Source organism: Pseudomonas onubensis (assembly GCF_965653655.1).
Lineage (GTDB): Bacteria > Pseudomonadota > Gammaproteobacteria > Pseudomonadales > Pseudomonadaceae > Aquipseudomonas.
This window is the reverse complement of the sequence record NZ_CBFHAZ010000028.1, coordinates 1-20686: the sequence shown is the minus strand read 5'-3', so window position 1 is coordinate 20686 and position 20686 is coordinate 1. Positions and strand designations below refer to the sequence as shown.

Sequence of the window (20686 nt, the reverse complement as noted above, 5' to 3'; positions counted from 1 at the left end):
GAGGGTTTCTTATTGGGCAGGGCTGGATGGGGGAACCACGACGTCGGCGCGCACGGCGCGCACATCGAGGCTGATCTGGTATTCGGTGTATTGGCGCGCCGGAACGGTGAGCACCGTGCGCCATTGCGCGCGGTCCAGTTCGCGGTAGCCCACCAGCAAGCCGACCTGGCGTGTGGAGGGGTCAAGGTCGCGCTGAATGCTCAGTTGCTGGCCGGGCTGGATCATCACTTCGTCCTGGTCCAGCAGGTCCAGGCCAAGGGTGGATTGCGCGCGGTCAGCCAAGGCGAAATAGTCGGACCGACTGAAGGTGGCGGCGTTTTTCAGCTCAAAAATGCGCACCCGCACCGGCGCGGCCAGGCCGTTGGCGCCGGGGTTCAGCCCGGCAATGGCGTGAAAGTGCAACTCGACGGCGGCAGTGCCTGCTTGCGCCTCAGCGGCAACCTCGGGTTTGACCGCGTCCTTGGCACACGCCGTCAGCAACAGCGCGGTGGCGGCTGCGAGTAAAAACCTAGGAATCATCCTGCGTCCTCAATGACGTACTTAGCTATCCGTTTTATCCATTGTTGCGGCGCGTTTAGCGTCGCTGTCGTGCGCTGTGTTCTTCGTAAGCCCGGCTGAATTCGCGACCGAACAGGTCCTGGAAATCTTCCTGGGCTTCGCGGGAAATATTGCTGTAGAGCTCGGTGAACTGCTGCCAGTACTGCGCCTGGCGCGAGCCGTTGAACAGGCTCGACAGCCCGGCGGGCTTGCCCATGCGCTCTTCCAGCTGTGCCGGTTCAAAACGCGTGAGCAGGTGTTTGATCGCCGCTTCCACACCGGCCATCACCGCCAGTTGGTGAGCGCGCAGGTCGTCGAAACTGTCGCGCACGGCAATGTCCGGCGCCATAAACGCTTGGTTTCCATGACGAAGCAGAAGCAGTAAGGCTTCGTCGGCATTCGGCGCAAATTTCAACGGGTTGTTTTCAGCCGGCTGGATCATGGTCTGCTGCATGCGGAACTCGCCCTTGAGGCTGGCGCGGGCACGCAACACATCGATCAGCCCTTCGACCATAAGGCGGTAGCTGCGGCCGATGCTTTCCATTTGCGCTTCGGCTTGAGCCTTGTCGAGGCGCAATTGGTCCAGCCCGGCGCCGCGCAGGAAGGCTTGCAGCAGGTCGGGCTGTTGGGTGATGGCCGGGGCGGTTGGCTGGTCGTCTGGCGCTGCCGGCGGTTCAGGTAGCGCAACCGGCAGTGGCGTTGCAACAACGGGCGCGGGCGTGTCGCCGAACAAATCCCAGTCTTCGGGAATCACCGAGCCCGACACGATGGGCTTTTCGTCCACGGGCACCACGACCGGCGTAGGCGGACGAAAATCGTGCTGCTCGCTGGGTACGTGGTCCGCCACGGTAGGCGGCGGCACGGTGGTCGGAGTGAGGAAGTCGAACAGGTCGGGCAGCGTATCCATCGACGACGCGCCCTGGAACTGCGGCGCGATCACAGGCACGGGTGCGGGTTTGTTCGCCACTGCGCCCATCAGCGCTTCAAAACTGTTCGGCGAATCGCCAGTGAACGGTTGGCTATCAAGCGCTTGCACGTTGAAATCGATACGCGCCTGGATCTCGTAATCGCCGATGCGGATCAACTCGCCATCTTGCAACGGCTCGCTGTTCCCTCTACGCATTCGGATACCGGCGTTAACCAGCTCCACTCCGTTTGTACTGTTATCGGTTAGATAGTAACGGCCATCTTTGTATTGGATAACGCAATGTTGCGAGGAGACTAACCGCTCTGGATCAGGCAATACCCAGTCATTGTCGGAGCTGCGGCCAATAGCCATCGCGCCCTGATTCATGGACTTTTCAGGGCATTGACCAGGGGTGATCTTGTGATAACTAGTGATAGTCAAACACAGCGACATCTTGCCTCCTTGCTGATACATCGCGCGCGGTCTATTCCAAGGGAGAGCGCTTCCCGCAAGCACCCTGCCAAGTCGTGCAAACGACCGTAAAATCTGCTTTTGTCAGCATGATTGCTGATCTTAACCGGCTTCTGTGACAAAAATCCTGTCTGGGGGCGCCGTCAGACCCGTCAGTCGCGCAGTGTGTTAAACACCGCACATCTGTCACAGAGGGCGAATAGCTTACCTTGACAAGGCGTAACTACTACACCAAAAATGCACAACTTCTTGAACATAAGTGATGGCACCGTAGTGGCACGCTGAGTATATGACCAAGAAAACATGCAAAGTTCATTGCGCAACTAATGCATGCATTGCCCGCCATCTAACGGGCTGATAAGGAGATCGAATCAAGTGGATGTGCCGTTGCTGCTCGCCGCCGTTTCCGCGACTTCGCCCTGTGGCGAAGACATGGAATATGACGCGCAATTCCTCCAACTGGAACGTGATGCCAAGGGCCAACCCGAGCGCAGCATGGGCGACTCGATCTTGCCCGCCGAACCACCGCAATGGCGCAGCATCCAGCAGCAAAGCCTCGACTTGTTGCAACGCAGCAAAGACCTGCGTATCACCCATTTCCTGTTGCAAAGCTCCCTCGCCCTCCAAGGCGTGGCCGGGCTTGCCGAAGTCCTTACGCTGATCAACGCGCTGCTGCGCGAATACTGGGCCGAGCTGTACCCGCGCCTGGATGCCGACGACGATAACGACCCCACGGTGCGCATCAACGCCCTGTCTGGCTTGACCAGCGACGCGACCATCCGCCTGCTGCGCGAAAGCATCCTCACGCGCTCACGCACGTTCGGGCCGGTGAGCCTGCGCGCCGCGCTCAACGCCAGCGGCTTGTTGAACTTCCCGGATGAACAACTCGGCGCCCAGCAACTCAACGCCGCGTTCCTCGACAGCGACCCCGAGCAGCTGCAAGCCACCCGCGACGCTTTGAGTGCCGCGCGCGCCGCCTGCGAAGCCATCGAACAACAGGTCAGCGACCAAGTCGGCTCGGCTCAGGGCGTGGACCTGAGCCTGTTGAAGCAACCGCTCAAGCAGGCGTTGCAGATCCTCAATCAAGCCGTACCCGACCCTGCAGGCAGCAGCGAACCCGAGGCCGTCAGTGAAGACGATGCCCCCTCGGTCGATTTGGCCGCAGCCACCGCCGCACCGCGCCCGACGGGTGACATCGCCACCCGCGATGACGTGCTGCGCAGCCTCGACAAGATCCTTGCGTACTACACCCGGCACGAGCCTTCGAGCCCGCTGCCGGTGCTGTTGAACCGGGCGAAGCATCTGGTGCACGCCGACTTTGCGGCCATCGTGCGCAATCTGATCCCCGACGGCATGTCCCAATTTGAAAACCTGCGCGGCCCGGAAGGCGAATAAGCCGCCGGACTGTGCAGTAACAACACCGTCGCTCAAGCGACCAGGAGCAGCAACGTGGCGAAGCAAAGTTCTCAGAAATTCATCGCGCGCAACCGTGCGCCTCGAGTGCAGATCGAGTACGACGTCGAGCTTTACGGCGCCGAGAAAAAGGTCCAGCTGCCCTTCGTAATGGGCGTGATGGCCGACCTCGCCGGCAAGCCTGCCGAGCCGCTGGCGCCTGTGGCTGATCGCAAGTTCCTTGAGGTGGACGTCGACAACTTCGACTCGCGTCTCAAGGCCATGCAGCCACGCGTAGCCTTCCACGTACCGAATGAGCTGACCGGCGAAGGCAACCTGAGCCTGGACATCACCTTCGAAAGCATGGACGACTTCAGCCCGGCCGCCGTGGCCCGCAAAGTCGATTCGCTCAAGCAACTGCTCGAAGCCCGCACCCAACTGGCCAACCTGCTGACCTACATGGACGGCAAGACTGGCGCCGAAGAAATCATCATGAAGGCGATCAAGGACCCGGCACTGCTTCAGGCACTTGCCAGCGCGCCCAAGCCAGCAGGGGATCAGTAATCATGACCGACAATACCGCCCGCGAAGGCTCCCAGATCCTGGGGGCTACCGAAGAAGCCAGCGAGTTCGCCAACCTGCTGCTGCAAGAATTCAAACCCAAGACCGAGCGTGCCCGCGAAGCCGTGGAAACCGCTGTGCGCACCCTGGCCGAACAGGCCCTGGCGCAGACGGACCTGGTTTCCAATGACGCGATCAAGTCGATCGAATCGATCATCGCCGCCATCGACGCCAAGCTCACCGCCCAGGTCAACCAGATCATTCACCACCCGGATTTCCAGCAGTTGGAAAGTGCCTGGCGTGGCCTGCACTACCTGGTCAACAACACCGAGAGCGATGAGCAGCTGAAGATTCGCGTGCTCAATATCGCCAAACCTGAACTGCACAAGACCCTGAAAAAATTCAAGGGCACGGCGTGGGACCAGAGCCCGATCTTCAAGAAGATGTACGAAGAAGAATACGGCCAGTTCGGCGGCGAGCCTTACGGCTGCCTGGTCGGCGACTACTACTTCGACCAGTCGCCTCCGGATGTCGAGTTGCTGGGCGAGTTGTCGAAAGTCTGCGCCGCCATGCACGCGCCATTCATCGCTGCGGCTTCGCCGACCGTGATGGGCATGGGCTCGTGGCAGGAACTGTCGAACCCGCGCGACCTGACCAAGATCTTCACCACCCCGGAATACGCCGGCTGGCGTTCGCTGCGTGAATCGGAAGACTCGCGCTACATCGGCCTGACCATGCCGCGCTTCCTGGCGCGCCTGCCGTATGGTGCCAAGACCGACCCGGTGGAAGCCTTCGCCTTCGAAGAAAACACCGACGGTGCCGACAGCTCCAAGTACACCTGGGCCAACGCTGCCTACGCGATGGCGGTGAACATCAACCGTTCGTTCAAGCACTACGGCTGGTGCTCGCGCATCCGTGGCGTGGAGTCCGGCGGTGAAGTGGAAAACCTCCCGGCCCACACGTTCCCTACCGATGACGGTGGCGTGGACATGAAGTGCCCGACCGAAATCGCCATCAGCGACCGCCGTGAAGCGGAGCTGGCAAAAAACGGTTTCATGCCGCTGCTGCACAAGAAAAACACCGACTTCGCCGCGTTCATCGGTGCCCAGTCGTTGCAGAAACCGGCCGAATACGACGACCCGGACGCCACCGCCAACGCCAACCTGGCCGCGCGCCTGCCGTACCTGTTCGCCACCTGCCGTTTCGCGCACTACTTGAAGTGCATCGTGCGCGACAAAATCGGCTCCTTCAAAGAGAAGGACGAGATGCAGCGCTGGTTGCAGGACTGGATCCTCAACTACGTCGACGGCGACCCTGCGCACTCCACCGAAACCACCAAGGCCCAGCATCCGCTGGCCGCCGCAGAGGTGATCGTGGAAGACGTCGAAGGCAACCCGGGTTACTACAACTCCAAGTTCTACCTGCGCCCGCACTACCAGCTCGAAGGGCTGACGGTGTCGTTGCGCCTGGTATCGAAGCTGCCTTCGGCAAAAAGCGCCTAACTAACGGTTGAACCGGCTCTTCTGTGGGAGCCGGGCTTGTGTGGGAGCGGGCTTGCTCGCGAATACGGTGGGTCAGTCGAAACATCTTAGGCTGATACACCGCTTTCGCGAGCAAGCCCGCTCCCACACAAGCGGGTTCCCACACAAACCAAATTCAGTGGCGCACGCCACACAGGGAGAAAACATGGCTGTTGATATTTTCATCAAGATCGGCGACATCAAGGGCGAGTCCATGGACAAGGCCCACAAGGACGAAATCGACGTGCTGAACTGGAGCTGGGGCATGGCCCAGTCCGGCAACATGCATGTGGGCGGTGGCGGCGGCGCGGGCAAGGTGAATATCCAGGACCTGTCGCTGACCAAGTACGTCGACAAGGCTTCGCCCAACCTGATGATGCACTGCGCCAGCGGCAAGCACATCGACAAGGTCAAGCTGACCGTGCGCAAAGCCGGCGGCGAAAGCCAGGTCGAGTACATGGTGATCAACCTGGAAGAAGTGCTGGTTACGTCCCTGAGCACCGGCGGCTCGGGCACCGATGATCGCCTGACCGAAAACGTCACCCTCAACTTTGCCCAGGTGATGGTCGACTACCAGCCGCAGAAAGCCGACGGCACCAAAGATGGCGGCGCGATCAAGTTTGGCTGGAACATCCGTTCCAACACCAAGCGCTGATAGCCCTGGCGGCCGCAGCCAATGGCCGCAGCCCCTGGCTGCGACCCCTGGCTGCGGCCCCTGGCTGCGACCCCTGGCACCTTGTCCCTCTCTTAGCCCGTCCGTGGAGCTGCTTTGGTGGTAACTGAAATCGCTTCCCGCGACCGTCTGCAACCGTCCCTGCTGGACCGGCTGACCGACGACGACCCGACCAATCCCAAGGAAAGCGCCGATAAACGCGTGCTGTCCCTGACCCAATTAAAAGCCTCGGTGCTGCGTGACCTGGCGTGGTTGCTTAACACCACGTCTTTGTTGGATGCCGATGCTACGTTGCACACACCAGCCGGTACTTCGGTGGTCAATTACGGCCTGCCTGCGCTGGCGGGCAACAGCGTTTCCAGTGTGGATATCAAAGCCCTGGAAGCCTTGATTTACCAAGCCATCGCCACCTTTGAACCACGTATTTTACGCCACACGCTGCGCGTCAAAGCCCGCGTGGGCCATGGCGAGATGAACCACAACGCGCTGAGTTTCGAGATTGAAGGCGACCTGTGGGCGCAGCCGGTGCCGTTGCGCCTGCTACTGCAAACCGACCTCGACCTGGAATCCGGGCACGTGCGTGTCGTCAATGCCGACCAGCGGAGACGCCCATGAACCCGCGCCTGCTGGAGCTGTACAACCAGGAACTGCACCACGTGCGCGAAAGCGCCGCTGAGTTCGCCAAGGAATACCCGAAGATCGCCAGTCGGCTGACGTTGTCCGGCATGGACTGCGCCGACCCGTACGTCGAACGCCTGCTCGAAGGCTTTGCCTACCTCACGGCCCGCGTGCAGCTCAAGCTCGACGCCGAGTACCCGACCTTCACCCATAACCTGCTGGAAATCGCCTACCCGCACTACCTCGCGCCCACCCCGTCGATGACCGTGGTGCAATTGCAGACCGACCCCGACGAAGGCTCGCTGGCCAGCGGTTTCCCGTTGCCGCGCGACACGGTGCTGCGCGCCGCACTGGGCCGCGAAACCCAGACCTGCTGCGAGTACCGCACCGCGCACCCAGTAACACTGTGGCCGTTGCAGGTCAGTAATGCTGAGTACTTCGGCAACCCCGGCGCCGTGCTGGGACGCCTGGCCGCCAGCGAACCCAAAGCCAAGGCGGGTTTGCGCCTGACCCTGCGCACCGGCGCCGATTTGCAGTTCAACAGCCTCGACCTCGACAGCCTGCCGCTGTACCTCAGCGGTGCCGATGAGCAGCCGTTTCGGCTCTACGAACAATTACTCGGCAATGCCTGCGCGGTATTTGCCCGCAAACCCGGTGGTGATTGGGTCGAGCGCCTGCCGCAAGACGCGTTGCGCTCCCGGGGTTTTGACGACGCCGATGCGGCCATGCCGGTGGTGGCCCGTGCGTTTCAGGGTTATCGGCTACTGCAGGAATACTTCGCCCTGCCCCACCGCTTCCTGTTCGTCGAATTTGCGCAGCTGAGCCGTGCGGTCAAACGCTGCGACGGCCAGGAGCTGGAACTGATCGTACTGTTCGACCGTCACGAGCCGAGCCTGGAAGGCAGCGTCGGCGCGGCGCAGTTCATGCCGTTCTGCACGCCGGCGATCAACTTGTTTCCCAAACGCGTCGACCGTATCCACCTGTCGGACCGCGTTAACGAACACCATGTCATCGCTGACCGCACGCGGCCGATGGATTTCGAGATTCACTCGTTGAGCGGCGTCACCGGCCATGGCACTGGGCCGGAGCAGCCGTTCCTGCCGTTCTATGCGGTGCGCGATCCATCGCGCTATGGCCGCGACCAGGCCTACTACACCCTGCGCCGTGAACCGCGTGTGTTGTCCAGCGACCAACGCCGTAACGGCCCGCGCTCGACCTATGTGGGCAGCGAAACCTTTGTCAGCCTGGTCGACAGCCAGCAAGCGCCGTACCGCCATGACCTGCGCCAGCTCGGCGTGACCGCGCTGTGCACCAATCGCGATCTGCCGCTGTTTATGAGCGTGGGCAACGGCAAAACCGACTTCACATTGGCCGACAGCGCCCCCGTATTGTCGGTGCGTTGCGTCGCCGGGCCGAGTCGTCCGCGCGCCAGCCATGCCCATGACGCTAAAGCGTGGCGCCTGATCAGCCAGCTGTCGCTTAACTACCTGTCGCTGAGCGAACAAGGCCAGGGCGCTGGCGCCTTGCGTGAACTGCTGCGCCTGTACGGCGACAGCAATGACGCGGCGCTGCAATTGCAGATCGAAGGCTTGCGCGAAGTCAGCAGCAAAGCCGTGACCCGGCGCCTGCCGATGCCCGGCCCCATCGTGTTTGGCCGGGGTTTGGAAATTACCCTGGAGTTCGATGAAAACGCGTTTCGCGGCACCGGCGTGTTCCTGCTCGGTGCGGTGCTGGAACGCTTCCTGGCACGTTACGTGTCGATCAACAGCTTTACCGAGACGGTGATCCGTACCACCGAACGCGGCGAGATCATGCGATGGAAAGCCAAGCCCGGGCGACGTCCGACCCTGTGAACACACTGGATGCGATGCATCAGGAGCCCTGGGAATACGATTTCTTCCAGGCGCTGCGGCGTATCGAGTGCGAATCGCCAGAGCTGCCGCGCCTGGGCCATTCCCTGCGCCTGGCGGATGACCCGCTGCGCCTTGGCCAGCAGGCCGATTGCACCTTCGCCCCAGCCACCCTGGCCTCGGTCGACCCCGGCGGTGATGGCAAACCGGCGCGGCTGGAGCAGTTCTTTTTCGGCCTCGGCGGCCCCAACGGCCCGCTGCCGCTGCATATCACCGAGTACGTGCGTGAACGCCAGCGCAACAACGCCGACAGCACCAGCAAACAGTTTTTGGATGTGTTCCACCATCGCCTGCTCAGCCTGTTTTACCGGGCCTGGGCCGAGGCGCGGCCGACGGTCAGCCACGACCGCCCGGCTGATGACTACTGGTCCGCGCGCCTCGCAGCGCTGAGTGGCCGAGGCATGCCGAGCCTGCTGAATCAGGGGCTGATTGCGGACACCGCGAAGCTGCATTACAGCGGCCACCTGTCGGCGCAAACCCGCTACCCGGACGGCTTGAAGGCCATTCTCAGCGAGTACTTCGGCCTGCCGGTAGCCATCGAAGAATACGTCGGCCAGTGGCTGGAACTGCCGGAGCGCAGCCGCGTGAGTGTCAGCGCCAACCAGCTGGGCGTGGACTTTTGTCTGGGTCGCCACGTGTGGGATCGCCAGCATAAATTCCGTATTCGCTTGGGCCCGCTCAAGCTGGACGATTACATGGGCATGCTGCCCGGCAGCCAGCCGTTCAACGAGTTGGTGGCGTGGGTAGCCGAGTACCTGGGCCATGAACTGGACTGGGACTTGAACCTGGTTTTGCAACAACCCGAAGTCCCAAAGCTGCAACTCAATGGCCAGTTCCGCCTGGGCTTCAACACTTGGCTCGGCCAACCCGAGCATGACGCCAACGACCTAATCCTGTCCCGGCACTACGCCGACCACGCCACCACCTCAAGGAATCCAGAGCATGGGTGAAATCAGTCGCGCCGCACTGTTCGGCAAACTCAACAGCGTGGCCTACAAGGCCATCGAAGCCGCCACCGTGTTCTGCAAACTGCGGGGCAACCCGTATGTGGAACTGGCCCATTGGTTTCACCAATTGCTGCAACTGCAGGACTCGGACTTGCACCGCATCATCCGTCAGTTCAACGTGGAGCCGGCGCGCCTGGCCCGTGACCTGACCGAAGCGCTGGACCGCCTGCCCCGTGGTTCGACGTCGATCACCGACTTGTCCTCCCACGTGGAGGAAGCCGTAGAGCGCGGCTGGGTCTATGGCAGCTTGATGTTCGGCGAAAGCCAGGTGCGTACCGGCTACCTGGTGTTGGGCATTCTGAAGACGCCAAGCCTGCGCCATGCGCTGCTGGGCTTGTCCGCCGAGTTCGACAAGATCAAACCCGAAGCCCTGAGCGAGCGTTTTGACGAATACGTCGGCGACTCGCCGGAGAATGCGCTGAGTGCCAGTGATGGCTTCAATGCCGGTGCCGTGCCGGGCGAAGCCAGCGGCGCCATGGCACCCAGTGCGATGGGCAAGCAGGAGGCGCTCAAGCGTTTTACCGTCGACCTGACCGAACAAGCGCGCAGCGGCAAGCTCGACCCGATCGTGGGGCGTGATGAAGAGATCCGCCAACTGGTGGACATCCTGATGCGCCGCCGCCAGAACAACCCGATCCTCACCGGTGAAGCGGGTGTGGGCAAAACCGCCGTAGTGGAAGGGTTCGCCCTGCGCATCGTCGCCGGTGACGTGCCGCCTGCGCTCAAGGATGTGGAACTGCGCAGCCTCGATGTGGGCCTGCTGCAAGCCGGCGCCAGCATGAAAGGCGAGTTCGAACAGCGCCTGCGCCAGGTCATCGAAGACGTGCAGGCTTCGCCCAAGCCGATCATTCTGTTTATCGACGAAGCCCACACCCTGGTAGGTGCCGGTGGCGCCGCCGGGACTGGCGACGCCGCCAACTTGCTCAAGCCTGCGCTGGCCCGTGGCACCTTGCGTACCGTGGCCGCCACGACCTGGGCCGAGTACAAAAAACACATCGAGAAAGACCCGGCCCTGACCCGCCGCTTCCAGGTGGTACAGGTGGCCGAGCCGTCGGAAGACAAAGCGCTGCTGATGATGCGCGGCGTGGCCTCGACGATGGAGAAGCACCATCAGGTGCAGATCCTCGACGAAGCGCTGGAAGCCTCGGTGAAACTGTCGCACCGCTACATCCCCGCGCGTCAGTTGCCGGACAAGTCCGTCAGTTTGCTCGATACCGCCTGTGCTCGCGTCGCCATCAGCCTGCATGCGGTGCCGGCCGAAGTGGACGACAGCCGCCGTCGCATCGAAGCGCTGGAAACCGAGCTGCAAATCATCGCCCGTGAGCATGCTATCGGCGTCGCCATTGGTGCGCGTCAAACCAATAGCGAAACCTTGCTGAGCGCCGAACGTGAGCGCCTGGCGACGCTGGAAAGCCGCTGGGCCGAAGAAAAAACCCTGGTTGATGAGCTATTGGCCACTCGCGCGACCTTGCGCGAAAAGGCCGGCGTGGTAGACAGCGGCAACGATGAGTTGCGTGCGCAACTGGTCGACCTGCAACAACGCCTCACTACCCTGCAAGGCGAAACCCCGCTGATCCTGCCGACTGTGGATTACCAGGCCGTGGCCTCGGTGGTCGCCGACTGGACCGGCATCCCGGTGGGCCGCATGGCGCGCAACGAGTTGGAGACGGTGCTCAATCTCGACCAGCATCTGAAAAAACGCATCATCGGCCAGGACCACGCCTTGCAGATGATCGCCAAGCGCATCCAGACCTCCCGCGCCGGGCTCGATAACCCGAGCAAACCGATTGGCGTGTTCATGCTCGCCGGCACCTCGGGTGTGGGCAAGACCGAAACCGCCCTGGCCCTGGCCGAAGCCATGTACGGCGGTGAGCAGAACGTCATCACGATTAACATGAGCGAGTTCCAGGAAGCCCACACCGTGTCCACACTCAAGGGCGCGCCACCGGGTTATATCGGCTACGGCGAAGGCGGCGTGCTGACCGAAGCGGTACGGCGTAAACCCTACAGCGTAGTGCTGCTGGACGAGGTGGAAAAAGCCCACCCGGATGTACACGAGATCTTCTTCCAGGTGTTCGACAAGGGCGTGATGGAGGACGGCGAAGGCCGGGTGATCGACTTCAAGAACACCCTGATCCTGCTGACCACCAACGCCGGTACCGAGCTGATTTCCCAGGTGTGCAAAGACCCGGCGAACCTCCCCGAGCCGGAAGAAATTGCCAAGGCTTTGCGCCAGCCGCTGCTGGAGATTTTCCCGCCCGCGCTGCTGGGCCGTTTGGTGACGATTCCGTATTACCCGTTGAGCGACGAGATGCTCAAGGCGATCACCCGCCTGCAACTGGACCGCATCAAAAAGCGTGTGGAGAACACCCATAAGGTTGCTTTCGATTACGACGACGCGGTGGTCGATTTAATCGTCTCGCGCTGCACCGAAACCGAAAGCGGCGGGCGCATGATCGATACCATCCTCACCAACAGCCTGCTGCCGGACATGAGCCGTGAATTCCTCACGCGCATGCTCGAAGGCAAGGCGCTGGCGGGTGTGCGTATCAGCAGCCGGGATAATGAATTGCACTACCAATTCAACGATTGACCTGACGGAATACGATCAAAACTGTGGGAGCGGGCTTGCTCGCGAAGGCGGTGTGTCAGTGGATGCATCCGGTGACTGATTCACCGAATTCGCGAGCAAGCCCGCTCCCACAGTTGGAGCCGGTTCCTACAGTTATTACGCAATTTACGGGTTAACCGATGCTATTCAACCAAGCCTCACGCCTGGCCAAGATCACCAGCCCACTTGGGCCGGATGTGTTGTTGCTCAATGAAATGGGCGGCGGCGAAGAGCTGGGCAGGTTGTTCAACTTTGAGCTGCGACTGACCTCGCTGGACGCCAACATCGACCTTAACCAGTTGCTGGGCAAGCCGATGAGCGTCGGCGTGCAGTTGGCGGACGGTGGCGAGCGGCATTTCCACGGCATCGTCGCGCGCTGCAGCCAGAATATCGACCAGGGCCAGTTCGCCAGTTATCAGGTGACCCTGCGCCCGTGGTTCTGGCTGCTCAGCCGCACCTCGGACTGCCGGATTTTCCAGAACCTGAGCATCCCGCAGATCATCAAGCAGGTGTTCCGTGACCTGGGTTTTTCCGACTTCGAAGACGCGCTGAGCCGCCCGTATCGCGAGTGGGAATACTGCGTGCAGTACCGCGAGACCAGTTTCGATTTCGTCAGCCGCTTGATGGAGCAGGAAGGTATCTACTACTTCTTCCGCCATGAACAGGACCGTCATGTACTGGTGCTGGCCGATGCTTATGGCGCCCACACCACGGTGCCGGGCTACGCGTCGATCCCGTACTACCCCAAGGACGAACAGCAGCGCGAACGCGACCATATGCACAACTGGCACCTGGCGCAGGAAGTGCAGCCGGGGTCGCTGGAGCTTAACGACTACGACTTCCAGCGCCCCAGCGCCAGCATCGACGTGCGCTCGGCCATGCCGCGCCCGCACACCGCCGGCGACTACCCGCTGTACGACTACCCAGGCACCTACGTGCAAAGCGCCGACGGCGAACACTATGCGCGCACCCGCATCGAAGCCCTGCAAACCCTGCATGAGCAGATCGAGTTCAGCGGTAATGCGCGGGGCTTGGGCTCGGGCCATTTGTTCAGCCTCACCGGTTTCAGCCGCCAGGACCAGAACCGCGAATACCTGATCGTCGGCTGCCGCTATGTCATCGTCCAGGAAAACCTGGAAAGCGGCGGCGGCTCGGGAGCGGCGCAGTTCGAAAGCAGCCTTACCTGTATTGACGCCCAGCAAAGCTTCCGCCCGCTGGCCAGCACCTATCGGCCCATCGTCAAAGGCCCGCAGACTGCGCTGGTGGTCGGCCCCAAGGGCGAGGAAATCTGGACCGATCAGTACGGCCGCGTGAAGGTGCATTTCTACTGGGACCGTCATGATCAATCCAACGAAAACAGCTCATGCTGGATTCGTGTATCGCAGTCCTGGGCCGGTAAAAACTGGGGCTCGATGCAGATCCCACGGATCGGCCAGGAAGTGATCGTGAGCTTTCTGGAAGGCGACCCGGACCGACCGATCATCACCGGGCGCGTCTACAACGCCGAGCAGACCGTGCCTTACGACCTGCCGGAAAACGCCACCCAGAGCGGCATGAAAAGCCGCTCCAGCAAAGGTGGCACGCCGGCCAACTTCAATGAAATCCGCATGGAGGACAAGAAGGGTCTGGAGCAACTGTATATCCACGCCGAGCGCAATCAGGACATCGTGGTGGAGGTGGATGAAAGCCACTCGGTGGGGCATGACCGCAACAAGAGCATTGGGCATAACGAGACGGTGACCATTGGTAATAACCGCCTGCGCATCGTCAAGCAGGAGGACATTCTCTCGGTGGGCCAGCGCAAGACCGACAGCATCAGCCAGAGCTACGTGATTGAAGTGGGCGAGAACCTGCGGCTGGTCTGCGGCGAAAGCATTCTGGAGTTGAATGCCAGCGGGCAGATCAACCTTACGGGTGTGAACATCAGTTTCTATGCCAGCGGCGATGCCGAGTTTAATACCGGCGGCCTCCTGCACCTGAACAACGGCGGCGGCCCGGGCGCCACACCCGATGGTCAAGGCCAGAAAGCCAGCATCGATGCCAACATCAAAGCCGCGTTCCCCACGCCTAAAAGCTCCTGACGAGACCTGTTTGCCATGACGTACCGAATCAACGAATTTCAGTTCCAGCTGCCAGCCGCAGAGTTGCAGGACGCGACGATCAATATTCTCAAATTTCCCGAGCTGGGCACTTCTTTGATCGTCAGCCGCAGCTTGCTGGCCGAAGGCGAAACGTTGCACAGCAACTTCGATGACCAGCTCAAGCGCCTGGAAAAACAAGTGCAGGATTTGCGTTGCCAACCCAGCGTTACCGTGCGCCTGGGCGCCGCTCAAGAGGTGGAAGGTATCGAGTTGCGCAGCCAGTTCAACAAGGGCAATGACAAGGTGTTCCAGTATCAGTTGGCGCTGGTGTTGCCGGGTACGCGCAAGATGCTTGCCTTGAGTTATGTGAAGGCCGAAAAGCTGGGCGATGCCGAGGCTGCGCACTGGGCATTGATAAAAAATTCGCTGTCGTTTGACGCTATTTCTTGATGAGCTGCCTGCATGTCTGACGCGTTATGGGCAGCCCGGATGGGCGATGCGCTCTCCCACACTTCGATGATGGCGGACATCCTCGGCGGTGTGCTGGAAGTGGCGGCCAATATCGCGATCACGGCGGTGGCGACGGCTGCCGTGGTTGCGGCCACCGGCATTACCGTGGTCACCGGTGGCCTCGGCTGCTTCCTGCTGGGTGCGGTGGTGGGCACGATTGTTGGCCTGGCCATGAGCAAAAGTGGCGCGGACAAAGGCCTGACCAAGATATGCGATGCCTTCAGTAACGCCCTGTTTCCGCCCACGGTGCAGGCGAACATTCTCACCGGTTCCACCAATACCCTGACCAATAACATGCCTGCCGCTCGCGCCGCCGGGGCGATCAGCTCCCATGTCACACCGGCCGGTACCGAGCTGGAAGCGCCTGAACCGGAACCCGAAGCCAGTTATCTGGACATGGCCGCAGGTTTCTTTTCGCAGATGTGGCGCCCTACCGTCGCCACACCTGCGCCGGGTGCCGTGCCCAAGCCGCTGGATCTGGTGGTGTGCATGAAGCACCCGCCAATGCCGCCGCAGTTTCTGGCCGAAGGCTCGGATAAGGTCACGATCAACGGCCAACCCGCCGTGCGCAGTGGTGATCGCAGTACCTGCGATGCGACGGTGGTGTCGTCCGGGCTGATTTCCTCCAACGTGACCATTGGTGGCGGTTCGGTGGTGGTGCGTGAAATTCGCAGCGGCAAGACGCCCGGAGTCGGGCTGGCGGTTACAGCGCTGTTGATGCTCAAGGGTGGCAAGGGCAAGTTCTTCAGCAAGTTGCCGTGCATGTTGGTCAGCGGCGCCACTTCGATGGCGATCAGCAGTGCGATGGGCGCTGCGGCCAACGCTGCGATGGGCTCGTCGAACCCGGTGCATGCCGCGACGGGCGCGAAGGTACTGGGCGACGTCGACGACCTGGATTTCGTGCTGCCGGGTATCCTGCCGATTGACTGGCAGCGCTTTTACAACAGCCGCGATGAACGCCCGGGCAGCCTGCTTGGCGCTGGTTGGAGCGTGCCCTACGAAGTATGCGTCGACATTCAGCCGCATCCCGAGGGCGGCGAAACGCTGGTCTATACCGATGAGCAGGGCCGGCCCATCGACATGGGCGCCATTCCGTTGGGCGGCGCAGTGTTCAGCGCGGGCGAAGGGCTCGCGGTGCGGCGACACCTCAATGGGCAATTGCTGATCGAAAGCGACGACGGCATGTACCGCTTGTTCGAAGCTGCTCCAGCAGCCCCGTCGCGACTGCGTCTGAGCCAACTGGGTGATCGTAACGACAACCGCATCTACCTCGACTATGACGAAGCCGGGCACTTGGTGCGCCTGCGCGATACATTCGATCTGGTTCAGGTTGAGCTGATCCGCGATCAGCGCCATGTGACTCATATTGAGCGCCTCTACCCGGATCAACGTCGCGAAGTGCTCGTGAGCTACGGCTACGACGCGGCAGGCAATCTCGCGCAAGTGCGGGATGCAACCGATCAAGTGCAGCGGCGCTTTGCCTACGATGCCGGGCGCCGAATGGTGGAACATCAATTGCCCACCGGATTGCGCTGTTTCTATGAGTGGGCACTGGTCGAAGGCCTGGAATGGCGCGTGGTTCGGCATTGGACTGATGAGGGCGACGCTTACCAGTTCGACTATGACCTGCAGGCTGGCTTAACGCGCATCACCGATGGCCTGCAGCGCGTGAGTACGCGGTACTGGAACACTCAGCACCAGATCATTCAGTACAGCGACAACCTCGGCCAGACTTGGCTGTTCGAATGGAACGACGAACGTCAGTTGCTCACCGCGACTGATCCGTTGGGTGGGCGCTATGAATACAGCTACGATGAGAGCGGCAACGTAATCGGCGAAACCGACCCGCTGGGCCGCAGTGATTCGACCTTGTGGCTGGAACATTGGGCATTGCCGCTGGTGGAAACCGACGCGGCCGACAACAGCTGGCAATATCGCTATGACCCACGCGGTAACTGCATCGCCGAGACCGATCCGCTGGGTTATATCACCCGCTATCGCTATGACGCCCACGGCCAGGTCGTGGAGATTGTCGACGCCACCGGCAAAAGCAAAAAGCTGCGCTGGAATGCATTCGGGCAGTTGGTCGAGCATATCGATTGCTCGGGCTACCCGACGCGTTTCAGCTACGACGAACGCGGTTATTTGCAGGTCATCACCGATGCGCTCGGTGAACGCACGCAGTTCAGCTATGACGCTCAGGGGCGCTTGCTCAGCAGCCAGCTACCAGACGGGCGCACTGAGCAATATCAGCGCGATACCAGTGGGCAGTTGGTGGGTTATACCGACCCCGCCGGGCACACCACGCTCTACCAACACAACCGACGCGGCCAGGTACGCCAGCGCACCGATGCCCATGGGCGGCAGGTACAGTTTGGGTATGACAGCTACGGGCGGTTGCAAGCGCTGGTCAACGAGAACGGTGAAAGCTATCGGTTTGCGTGGGACGCCGGGGATCGGCTGACCGAGCAGCAAGACCTCGACGGCAGCGCCAAGCGCTACGACTACGACTTGCTCGACAACATCACGACGGTGACTGCGCTTGCGGCGCCTTATGGCAATGGTTTGGCGGTGGTGCCCGAGACGCCACCCGCGCCCATCGTTCATCGGGTGGAGCGTGATGCGGTCGGGCGACTGGTGGCCAAAACCACCGACGATGGCCGCACCGACTACAGCTATGATGCAGTGGATCAGCTCACGGCTGTGACCTTCACTGATCTGCAAGGCAATTCCCAAGCCTTGGGTTTCGCCTACGACGCCGTCGGCCAGTTGCTTGCCGAACAGAGCGCCGCCGGCAACCTGCAACATCACTACGACGAACTCGGCAACCTGATCCAGACCCAGCTGCCGGACGGCCGCTGGCTCAACCGCCTGTACTACGGCAGCGGCCATCTGCACCAGATCAACCTGGACGGCCAGGTGATCAGCGATTTCGAGCGCGACCGCCTGCACCGCGAAGTGCTGCGCACCCAAGGCCAGCTCAGCACCCGCAGCGAATACGACCGCAGCGGCCGCCTGCGCTCACGCCAGCGCCGCCTGAACAGCCAGCCAACGCTGATGCCCGCAGCGGCACAAAAGCAATTCGAATACGACCCCGCCGACAACCTGATCGGCAAACTCGACCAGCAACCCACCGCGCAACATCGCCAACTGCTGCACTACGACGCCACCGGCCGCATCATCGCCAGCCAGGACAGCCTGCATGGGCAGCGCGAAACCTTTGCCTACGACGCCGCCGCCAACCTGCTGGATGGCCCGCAAGCGGGCGCCGGGTTGGTGGTGCATAACAAGCTGCTGACGTATCAGGACAAGCGTTATCGCTACGATGCGTTTGGGCGGATGATTGAAAAGCGCAGCGTCAAGCGTGGCGTGCAGCGGTTTGCGTATGACGCTGAAAGTCGGCTGGTTGAAGTGCGTAATGACGATGGCAGCGTGGTCAGGATGGTGTATGACCCGCTGGGGCGTCGGATAGAAAAAACCGAGCATGGCAGTGATGGGTATCCGCTGGGGCAAACGCGGTTTACCTGGGACGGTTTACGGTTATTGCAGGAGCATAAGCACAGTCAGACAAGCCTGTACGTCTATGAAGATGAAGGCTACCAGCCTCTGGCTCGCGTGGATGGGACCGGGCCGCTGCAGAAGATTCGTTACTACCACAACGATCTGAATGGGTTGCCGGAGCAGTTGACCGAGGCTGATGGGCACATGCTCTGGCAGGCGACTTATCGGGTGTGGGGCAACACGCTGGAAGAGGTGCGTGAGCCTTATTACATTGAGGAGCAGAACCTGAGGTTTCAGGGGCAGTACCTGGACCGGGAGACGGGACTGCATTTTAATACGTTCAGGTTTTATGATCCGGATGTGGGGCGGTTTACGACGCCGGATCCGATTGGGTTGGCGGGAGGGGTCAACCTATATCAATACGCGCCAAATCCACTGACCTGGATTGACCCATGGGGATGGGCTTGCAAAAGTGCAGTCAGTGGTAATAAAGGCCGGACCAAAGCGATTCATGACTTGAAGCGAAATGGGTTCAAAGTCGTCTCCGAGGAAGTCACCATGAAGGTAAACGGAAAACGTATACGGGCTGACTTCGTAGCCAAAGACCGCCACGGAAAACTCCACGTCTTTGAAGTGAAACACGGCACTGGGAAACTGACCCCTAATCAAACCAACTCCAATGTATTTGACATGACCAAGCCCGCCAACACGACGAAACACTTGGGAGGGGGCACAATCAAGCCCTCAGCCGGTACCAAGGGATCGTTCACGGTTGATACCAAAGGAAAACCGGGCGTGCCGTTAGGCGGGAAAGGCACACCGCACAAAGCAACCTTCAATCTTCTGATCTACAAGTGAATACCATGAGCCAAGAAGTCCGTAAAAATGTTGAAGTGGAGTTACTGGCAAGACTGAAGCAAATCACGTCTCCTCACCTGGACTTGAAGGCAGGTAAAAACAAACTTGGCCTACTTGTAGCGAAGGAAAAATTTGGAGAAATTTACGTCCAACATTTAACCAAAGCCGATGGTTACTATGCGGGAATGGAAATTTATATATGTGAGGCATATAGGTTTTGTAAAAACCAATCACCTCCTTATCAGAGCAGGCTGTTGAACACGTCATTTTTGTCCAAGAGTTCCCTGTCGGAAGAAACAAAACAGTTCGGCGACGAGTTGGGCGGTATCATTAGAACCCCTGCGCCTCAGGATATAAGCACAGCAGTAGAAAAAATCACTGACCGCATAAAACTTTTTTACTTATCAAAGGCGGAGAACTGCATACTTGGTACAACGTCATTAATTGACGACGTGCTGACCGAACCCGACAACTATGCATTCCCGTTTTTGACAATTCTCTTCGTTGCCCATAAAAACAATCTGAAGCTCGAATCAGAATTGCTCAAAAAAGCTTTTGCAACAAAGTCAATCTATGGAAACAAGCAATTCGACTTAGCATTGGCAAGTAAGATTTTGAATCCTAAAGACAAATAGCCGCAAAAAAATGCGTGTCTGACAATCTTAAAATTGCGCACCAAGAGGGATAGATTTATTGGATAGCTTTAAATAAATCCGTCCCCTTTATACTACAAGCAGGTCGCTGCGGGAAATAATATGTACCTATTGGACGTCAGTGAAAGTTACTCGGAAATTTACTGGTTTAAATACGACCAGAAAGCCTCCCCCGATCACCTATTGTTTATAAGTGGAGAAAAACATTCATCGATTACTACCACACCGACCTTTAGAAACAAAAAAAAGGTCAGTAAGCCTCGCGTACTGTCTTACGATCTTCTTCAAAGTGACACACTCGAGTTTGTAAGTACCGCAATGGCCAACATACTGTGCACGTTTCCAGAAGACGTTCAGCTCTTCCCTGCTGACGTTTACCTCAAAGAAGAAAAACTGCATGGCTATTATGTATTCAATGTAATCCAGACGTTACCTTGTATTGACTTGGATAACTCTGAGTATGGCCCCATGTTTAGTTTTATGCCTGATGGCCCTCTTAGATTTACATCACTTCAAAGTCTACCGCCTGATGCTTTAGGCAATCATCATATCGTCAGGGCGAAGGAAAGCTCTCAACGCATCTTCGTTTCCCAGCAGTTCAAGGAGCAGTGCGAAGCTGCCCAACTTAAGGGCATGCAATTTGTAGATTGCTCTAAAGGCATTCAAGTGTGAGCTTATATAATAGACGTTTCCACACATTAAAAGTTAATTCAAGTTATATAGGTCAGCAAGGAATGGCACTTCCTTAACAGCTAACCAGCTGATCTGACTACAGAAAAATGAAAAAAGGCCGTCCTTGGTCTACGGTGATAGTTGCGAACACACACCACTCGAACAAGGACAGCCCGCGTGAATCGTAGACGTCAAATCGTCAGG

General features: G+C 59.8%; 15 protein-coding genes. 13 read left to right on the top strand and 2 right to left on the bottom strand.

The window, feature by feature from the left end; genetic code table 11:
* Positions 1-9: 9 nt before the first annotated feature.
* Positions 10-519, bottom strand: coding sequence for a type VI secretion system lipoprotein TssJ (gene tssJ, locus ACTD9P_RS12095; RefSeq protein WP_438867896.1), 510 nt, complete (start codon positions 517-519; stop codon positions 10-12).
* Between the two features lie 55 nt (positions 520-574).
* Entirely contained in the window at positions 575-1897 is a 1323-nt protein-coding gene (gene tagH / locus ACTD9P_RS12090) for a type VI secretion system-associated FHA domain protein TagH (RefSeq protein ID WP_438867895.1), read from the bottom strand.
* A gap of 393 nt (positions 1898-2290) precedes the next feature.
* Between tagH and tssA the strand changes: the two genes are divergently transcribed.
* From tssA to ACTD9P_RS12025, 13 genes are all read left to right on the top strand, one after another.
* Positions 2291-3310, top strand: a complete 1020-nt coding sequence (tssA, locus tag ACTD9P_RS12085) for a type VI secretion system protein TssA (protein WP_438867894.1) — start codon at positions 2291-2293, stop codon at positions 3308-3310.
* Between the two features lie 54 nt (positions 3311-3364).
* Entirely contained in the window at positions 3365-3871 is a 507-nt protein-coding gene (gene tssB, locus ACTD9P_RS12080; protein WP_017135823.1) for a type VI secretion system contractile sheath small subunit, read from the top strand.
* 2 nt (positions 3872-3873) lie between these two features.
* A complete protein-coding gene (tssC, locus tag ACTD9P_RS12075; RefSeq protein ID WP_017135822.1) occupies positions 3874-5370 on the top strand; it encodes a type VI secretion system contractile sheath large subunit in 1497 nt (498 codons plus the stop codon).
* Positions 5371-5554: 184 nt separating this feature from the next.
* Entirely contained in the window at positions 5555-6043 is a 489-nt protein-coding gene (locus ACTD9P_RS12070; protein WP_005792512.1) for an Hcp family type VI secretion system effector, read from the top strand.
* A 117-nt stretch (positions 6044-6160) separates the two neighbouring features.
* A complete protein-coding gene (tssE, locus tag ACTD9P_RS12065; protein ID WP_005792513.1) occupies positions 6161-6676 on the top strand; it encodes a type VI secretion system baseplate subunit TssE in 516 nt (171 codons plus the stop codon).
* Positions 6673-8532 carry a type VI secretion system baseplate subunit TssF gene (gene tssF, locus ACTD9P_RS12060; RefSeq protein ID WP_438867893.1) on the top strand — a complete coding sequence of 620 codons (1860 nt, stop codon included), beginning with the start codon at positions 6673-6675 and terminating at the stop codon, positions 8530-8532. Before tssE ends, tssF begins: the two co-directional genes overlap by 4 nt.
* Complete coding sequence (gene tssG / locus ACTD9P_RS12055; protein WP_438867892.1) at positions 8496-9539, top strand: type VI secretion system baseplate subunit TssG; 1044 nt, start codon at positions 8496-8498, stop codon at positions 9537-9539. Before tssF ends, tssG begins: the two co-directional genes overlap by 37 nt.
* Positions 9532-12189 carry a type VI secretion system ATPase TssH gene (gene tssH / locus ACTD9P_RS12050; RefSeq protein ID WP_438867891.1) on the top strand — a complete coding sequence of 886 codons (2658 nt, stop codon included), beginning with the start codon at positions 9532-9534 and terminating at the stop codon, positions 12187-12189. Before tssG ends, tssH begins: the two co-directional genes overlap by 8 nt.
* Before the next feature lie 158 nt (positions 12190-12347).
* The gene (locus tag ACTD9P_RS12045; RefSeq protein WP_438867890.1) at positions 12348-14288 is read left to right on the top strand and encodes a type VI secretion system Vgr family protein; all 1941 of its coding nucleotides are present in this window, start codon (positions 12348-12350) and stop codon (positions 14286-14288) included.
* 15 nt (positions 14289-14303) lie between these two features.
* On the top strand, positions 14304-14738 hold the full coding sequence (locus tag ACTD9P_RS12040) for a DcrB-related protein (protein WP_069787147.1): 435 nt from the start codon (positions 14304-14306) through the stop codon (positions 14736-14738).
* Between the two features lie 12 nt (positions 14739-14750).
* Positions 14751-19157, top strand: coding sequence for an RHS repeat-associated core domain-containing protein (locus tag ACTD9P_RS12035; RefSeq protein WP_438867889.1), 4407 nt, complete (start codon positions 14751-14753; stop codon positions 19155-19157).
* A 5-nt stretch (positions 19158-19162) separates the two neighbouring features.
* Positions 19163-19792 carry a hypothetical protein gene (locus ACTD9P_RS12030; RefSeq protein WP_438867888.1) on the top strand — a complete coding sequence of 210 codons (630 nt, stop codon included), beginning with the start codon at positions 19163-19165 and terminating at the stop codon, positions 19790-19792.
* Between the two features lie 120 nt (positions 19793-19912).
* Positions 19913-20482, top strand: coding sequence for an imm11 family protein (locus ACTD9P_RS12025; RefSeq protein ID WP_065932086.1), 570 nt, complete (start codon positions 19913-19915; stop codon positions 20480-20482).
* The last annotated feature ends 204 nt before the right edge of the window (positions 20483-20686 follow it).

Bases quoted from the DNA above. Each gene is read 5' to 3' on its own strand.
- tagH (WP_438867895.1), bottom strand. From the start codon at position 1,897: ATGTCGCTGTGTTTGACTATCACTAGTTATCACAAGATCACCCCTGGT.
- tssC (WP_017135822.1), top strand. From the start codon at position 3,874: ATGACCGACAATACCGCCCGCGAAGGCTCCCAGATCCTGGGGGCTACC.
- ACTD9P_RS12030 (WP_438867888.1), top strand. From the start codon at position 19,163: ATGAGCCAAGAAGTCCGTAAAAATGTTGAAGTGGAGTTACTGGCAAGA.
- ACTD9P_RS12070 (WP_005792512.1), top strand. From the start codon at position 5,555: ATGGCTGTTGATATTTTCATCAAGATCGGCGACATCAAGGGCGAGTCC.
- tssG (WP_438867892.1), top strand. From the start codon at position 8,496: ATGGAAAGCCAAGCCCGGGCGACGTCCGACCCTGTGAACACACTGGAT.
- ACTD9P_RS12025 (WP_065932086.1), top strand. From the start codon at position 19,913: ATGTACCTATTGGACGTCAGTGAAAGTTACTCGGAAATTTACTGGTTT.
- ACTD9P_RS12040 (WP_069787147.1), top strand. From the start codon at position 14,304: ATGACGTACCGAATCAACGAATTTCAGTTCCAGCTGCCAGCCGCAGAG.
- tssF (WP_438867893.1), top strand. From the start codon at position 6,673: ATGAACCCGCGCCTGCTGGAGCTGTACAACCAGGAACTGCACCACGTG.
- ACTD9P_RS12035 (WP_438867889.1), top strand. From the start codon at position 14,751: ATGTCTGACGCGTTATGGGCAGCCCGGATGGGCGATGCGCTCTCCCAC.
- ACTD9P_RS12045 (WP_438867890.1), top strand. From the start codon at position 12,348: ATGCTATTCAACCAAGCCTCACGCCTGGCCAAGATCACCAGCCCACTT.
- tssH (WP_438867891.1), top strand. From the start codon at position 9,532: ATGGGTGAAATCAGTCGCGCCGCACTGTTCGGCAAACTCAACAGCGTG.
- tssJ (WP_438867896.1), bottom strand. From the start codon at position 519: ATGATTCCTAGGTTTTTACTCGCAGCCGCCACCGCGCTGTTGCTGACG.